Below are 5,027 nucleotides of genomic sequence, written 5' to 3' on the forward strand. Positions count from 1 at the left end.
CAATTTGTAATATTCCTTGTTGACACCCTTACTGACAAAGAAAAAACTGAAATCAAGTCAGGATAAGGGTTGGAGTGCTTACTGCAAAAATTGTTAAGAAAGATCCCTATAAGGGATAGCTTAATAAGGGGGGCATCTGATAGTTTTTAACGCCTACCTACTTAGGGCTTGCTGAATAAATCTAAAAACCTTGTTGGACAAGGCTTTTAGACTTTTTTGACCTCAAAAAGTGCCGACCATTGGAGGGATCAGGGGTAAAATTCAGGTACTTTTTCCCTGAAAATTAGGTAACTGACTACCGCAAAATCGGTAAAACCCTACACCCCACACCCCACACCCCACACCCTGCCCCCACCAACAAACTTTTTCAGCAGACCCTACTTAACTCGCTAATTTGAATTTGTTTTCTGAAAAATCATTAAATGTTGTTGGGGCAAAGTCTCGATAATTTCTCCTGGCACTAAACCAACAGCGGCCATTTCTTTTTCTACTTGTCTGCGGGTCATTTTATGAAGGGCCTTGATGGGAATTAGGGGATTTTCTCGACGGTATTCTACTAATACCACCCTACCATCGGGTTTTAAGGATTTGACCAGATTCTCCATCATCTCGCGGGGACAGGAAAACTCGTGATAAGCATCCACCATTAAAGCTAAATCGATCGCATTTATAGGCAATTGGGGATCGGTTTCTGTGGCGAGAATTGTGGTGACATTCTTCACTTGATTTTCCTCGGCTAAAAAATCAATTGCCCCTAACATTTCCGGTTGCACATCGACGGCGAAAACTTGTTCTACTAAATTCGCCATAGGAAAACTAAAATAACCTGTACCTGCGCCGATATCTGCCACTAGATCTGTGGGTTTTAGATGTAGTGCGGTGATCAGATCATCGGGTTTTTCTGTGAAACGGCGACTAGGACGTTCTAACCATAACATTTCTTGGTGTCCCATGACTTTAGCGATTTCCCGTCCTAGATAAAATTTACCGATACCATCGCGACTATGAAGCGATCGAATCTGATAATATTGCTGCTGCGCTAAAACTGAAGCATCATAGGTAAGATTTAATAATCCGAAACCGCAAAAAACCACTATTAGAAACGAGACAATTAAGAAAAATTTTTGCTTAAACAGCATCGGGATTAAAAACGGTGGGCTAGAAAAAATAAATTCCCCGTCCGGGACAGGGAAAAAATCTATCTTGATCAACAAAACAATTAATCCAAAAATCCCATTAAAGTTTCGGGATCATCGATTTCATTGGAAGCAACGGGACGATTACCCATGACTGTATAAGTTTCGCTAATGTGCAGATGACTGAGAGCGATCGGACGATTGCCAGAGATCGCCAGAGTGCTGCTAACTTCCATACCACTAGAGCCGACAGGACGCAATCCACCGACGGAAGAATAGGTACTAACCACTTTCAGATGGCTAACTTCCACGGGACGGCCTCCGGGTAACATTTCATCTTCCGTGAAGTGAAGATGGCTAGTACCAACAGGACGATTTTCGGGTAAGCGATGTTCAGGTTGATAGAATTTTAAGGCTTTGGAAGCCGATTCAGCGTTGTTTTTCACCGAAAGGGCGACCACTTCTTTATCTTTGGCGGTTTTAGCCGTAGTAGCTTTACCGCGTGAGCTGCTGGTCTTTTCTTCTGTGGTTGCTGGGGTTTGAGTCCCGTTCGTTTCTAGATTTTCCACCGTCATAACCTGATACTCCTTTCCGTTAATAGCTTCGGGGAAACGATAAGATTTAAGTTTAGGGTATTCTCGAAGACTTTTAATCTTTTTTTAAAATCCTCTCTAATATTAAGATACATCTTTCTTTCCCAAAACCCTATAAGTGTTGGTAATTTGATTGATAATTTATTTTGCCTGTTCTCTACACCTAGCCGCTAATGTCCGCTTTTCAACTACAAGCACCCTTTCAACCCACCGGGGATCAACCGGCAGCGATCGATCAATTGGTAGATTTCCTGCAAAACCGGCAGCGTTTCCAAACCCTCCTAGGGGCAACTGGCACCGGCAAAACCTTCACCATTGCCGCTGTGATCGAAAAAATCGGCAGGCCTACCCTCGTCCTGGCCCATAATAAGACCCTAGCCGCCCAATTATGCAACGAATTGCGGCAATTTTTCCCTAATAACGCCGTGGAGTACTTTATCAGCTATTACGACTACTATCAACCGGAGGCTTATATTCCCGTCAGCGATACCTACATCGAAAAGAGTTCTTCGATTAATGATGAGATCGATATGCTGCGCCATTCGGCCACGCGATCGCTGTTTGAACGCAGGGATGTGATCGTCGTCGCTTCCATTAGTTGTATTTATGGTTTGGGAATGCCGGCGGAATACCTGAAAGCGGCGATTTCCTTAACAGTTGGTCAAGAGTTCGACCAAAGGCAATTATTACGGGCCTTGGTGTCAGTGCAGTACAATCGCAATGATTTAGAGTTAACTCGCGGTCGTTTTCGTCTGAAGGGCGATATTTTGGAAATTGTTCCCGCTTACGAGGATCGGGTTATTAAAATTGATTTTTTTGGCGATGAGATTGAAAGTATTCGTTATCTCGATCCCCTGACGGGGGAAGTTTTGCAAAAATTAGAGCGAATTAGTATTTATCCGGCCCGTCACTTTGTTACCCCGGAGGAACGTTTAGAGGTGGCCTGTCGGGATATTAAAACCGAGTTAGATAACCGTTTATTAGAGTTAGAAAAAGCGGGCAAATTACTGGAAGCGCAACGGTTGGATCAGCGGACTCGTTATGATTTGGAAATGTTGCAGGAAGTGGGTTATTGTAATGGCGTAGAAAATTATTCGCGGCATTTAGCGGGTAGGTTAGCGGGGGAACCGCCGGAATGTTTGGTGGATTATTTTCCCCAAGATTGGTTATTAGTTGTGGATGAATCTCATGTTAGTGTGCCGCAGATTCGCGGGATGTATAATGGCGATCAATCACGAAAAAAAGTTTTGATCGATCACGGGTTTCGTTTACCCAGTGCTGCGGATAATCGTCCTTTGAAGTCGGAAGAATTTTGGCAGAAAGTTAATCAATGTATTTTTGTTTCGGCCACCCCGGGAGATTGGGAATTAGAACAGTCAGAAAATCGGATTGTCGAACAAATTATCCGACCGACGGGAGTTTTAGACCCGGAGATTTTTGTGCGACCAACTGAGGGACAAGTGGATGATTTATTAGGGGAAATTAAGGAGCGAGTGCGGTTAAATGAACGGGTTTTGATTACCACTTTAACTAAACGCATGGCGGAAGATTTAACCGAATACTTGCAAGAAAGGGAAATTAAAGTTAGATATCTACATTCAGAAATTCAATCAATTCGACGGATTGAAATTATTCAAGACCTGCGAGAAGGGGTCTTTGACGTGCTGATCGGGGTGAATTTGCTTCGCGAGGGGTTAGACCTGCCGGAAGTGTCTCTAGTGGCGATTTTAGACGCAGATAAGGAAGGATTTTTAAGGGCTACCCGCTCTTTAATTCAAACTATCGGCCGGGCTGCTCGTCATATTCGCGGTCAGGCAATTCTCTACGGGGATAATCTCACCGATAGTATGATTAATGCGATCGAAGAAACCAAGAGACGACGAGCTATTCAAGAGGAATATAACCAAAAACATGGGATTATTCCGCAACCGATTGTTAAAAGGTCGAGTAATTCAATTTTGGCTTTTCTGGATATTTCCCGTCGCCTAAATTCCCAACAATTAGAGCAGGTTTGTGAGAATATAGAAGAACTTCCTTTAGAACAAATTCCCGAATTAATTCAACAACTAGAAGCGCAAATGAAAGAAGCGGCGAAAAATCTAGAATTCGAGTCAGCAGCTAAATATCGTGATCGGATTAAGCAATTACGAGATAAGTTATTAAATCATGTTTAGATAAACCTATGACTAGATTTATTCATGACCAGTTTGCTAAAGATTATCTCGAAGAATTATTATCTTCTCTGGGAGAGGTAAAATCGGCACGGGTTGTACGCGGAGAGGTACGAGAAATCGATGTCTGGTTTTCACCCCAGATTCTCGATAATAATCCCAGAGAGCTGCTAGGATTACTGGGAAAAATGGCAATTAATCCCTGTTTATTTGAACCCTTTCGCAATCCTGTCACTGCTACAGAAATTAGGACTTGTCTGTTAAAACTGTTGGAAGTGGAAGGAGAAATTAATCGTCGAGCAAATCGTCAGAAAACGAATGTTAATGATGGGGAAATCCCCCGTCTCTGGATTTTGACTCCCACCGCTTCCTCGCAACTGTTAGAAGGATTCGGATCTAAACTAGATGAGGAGAATTGGGGGGAGGGTATCTATTTTTTAGCTCCCTCTTTACGCACGGCAATCACCGTTATCCATCAATTACCCCCAACAGAAGCAACTCTCTGGTTAAGAATTTTAGGCCGGGGAAAAGTACAAGCAAGGGCGATCGATGAGTTAGAATCGTTACCAGAGAACCATCCTTTTCGGGTAAATGCTCTAGAATTATTATTAAACTTGAGAACCTCTTTAACTAACGATCAAGAGCTTGAACAGGAGGACAGAGAGTTAATTATGAGATTATCACCTTTATACACTTCCCGTCTTCGGGAAGAACTGGATGCTGGCCGTCAACAGGGTCTTCAACAGGGTCTTCAACAGGGTCTTCAACAGGGTCTTCAACAGGGTCTTCAACAGGGTCTTCAACAGGGTCTTCAACAGGGTCTTCAACAAGGAGAACGTCTGGTGGTAGAAAATTTATTGAAAGCTCGTTTTGGCAGTTTAGACCCAGATTTGTCCGTGATCATCGATCGCATTTTATTATTACCAGTGGAGGAGTTTACCCCTTTAATACTCAATTCATCTCGCACAGAATTAATTGCCCACTTTTCTAATTAGGGTCTGCTGAAAAAGTTTTTCCTGGGGGTAGGGTGTGGGGTGTGGGGTGTGGGGTGTAGGGTTTTACCGATTTTCAGGTGGTCAACTACCTAATTTTCAGGGAAAAAGTACCTCAATTTTCCCCCTGATCAC

At 43.1% G+C, this 5,027-nt stretch carries 4 protein-coding genes; 2 read left to right on the forward strand and 2 right to left on the reverse strand.

Going from position 1 to position 5,027, the window contains the following annotated elements:
* Positions 1-389: 389 nt before the first annotated feature.
* The gene (locus IM496_RS00330; RefSeq protein ID WP_194017161.1) at positions 390-1,139 is read right to left on the reverse strand and encodes a class I SAM-dependent methyltransferase; all 750 of its coding nucleotides are present in this window, start codon (positions 1,137-1,139) and stop codon (positions 390-392) included.
* 80 nt (positions 1,140-1,219) lie between these two features.
* On the reverse strand, positions 1,220-1,711 hold the full coding sequence (locus tag IM496_RS00335) for a hypothetical protein (RefSeq protein ID WP_008197799.1): 492 nt from the start codon (positions 1,709-1,711) through the stop codon (positions 1,220-1,222).
* Positions 1,712-1,902: 191 nt separating this feature from the next.
* Between IM496_RS00335 and uvrB the strand changes: the two genes are divergently transcribed.
* The gene (gene uvrB, locus IM496_RS00340; protein WP_287660918.1) at positions 1,903-3,903 is read left to right on the forward strand and encodes an excinuclease ABC subunit UvrB; all 2,001 of its coding nucleotides are present in this window, start codon (positions 1,903-1,905) and stop codon (positions 3,901-3,903) included.
* 8 nt (positions 3,904-3,911) lie between these two features.
* Positions 3,912-4,895 carry a flagellar assembly protein H gene (locus tag IM496_RS00345; protein ID WP_287660919.1) on the forward strand — a complete coding sequence of 328 codons (984 nt, stop codon included), beginning with the start codon at positions 3,912-3,914 and terminating at the stop codon, positions 4,893-4,895.
* The last annotated feature ends 132 nt before the right edge of the window (positions 4,896-5,027 follow it).

The organism is Microcystis sp. M049S2 (assembly GCF_020245625.1).
Taxonomy (GTDB): domain Bacteria; phylum Cyanobacteriota; class Cyanobacteriia; order Cyanobacteriales; family Microcystaceae; genus Microcystis; species Microcystis ichthyoblabe_A.

What these genes read in the sequence shown, in the direction of transcription:
- IM496_RS00345 (WP_287660919.1), top strand. Translation starts at nt 3,912, where the DNA reads ATGACTAGATTTATTCATGACCAGTTTGCTAAAGATTATCTCGAAGAA.
- IM496_RS00330 (WP_194017161.1), bottom strand. Translation starts at nt 1,139, where the DNA reads ATGCTGTTTAAGCAAAAATTTTTCTTAATTGTCTCGTTTCTAATAGTG.
- IM496_RS00335 (WP_008197799.1), bottom strand. Translation starts at nt 1,711, where the DNA reads ATGACGGTGGAAAATCTAGAAACGAACGGGACTCAAACCCCAGCAACC.
- uvrB (WP_287660918.1), top strand. Translation starts at nt 1,903, where the DNA reads ATGTCCGCTTTTCAACTACAAGCACCCTTTCAACCCACCGGGGATCAA.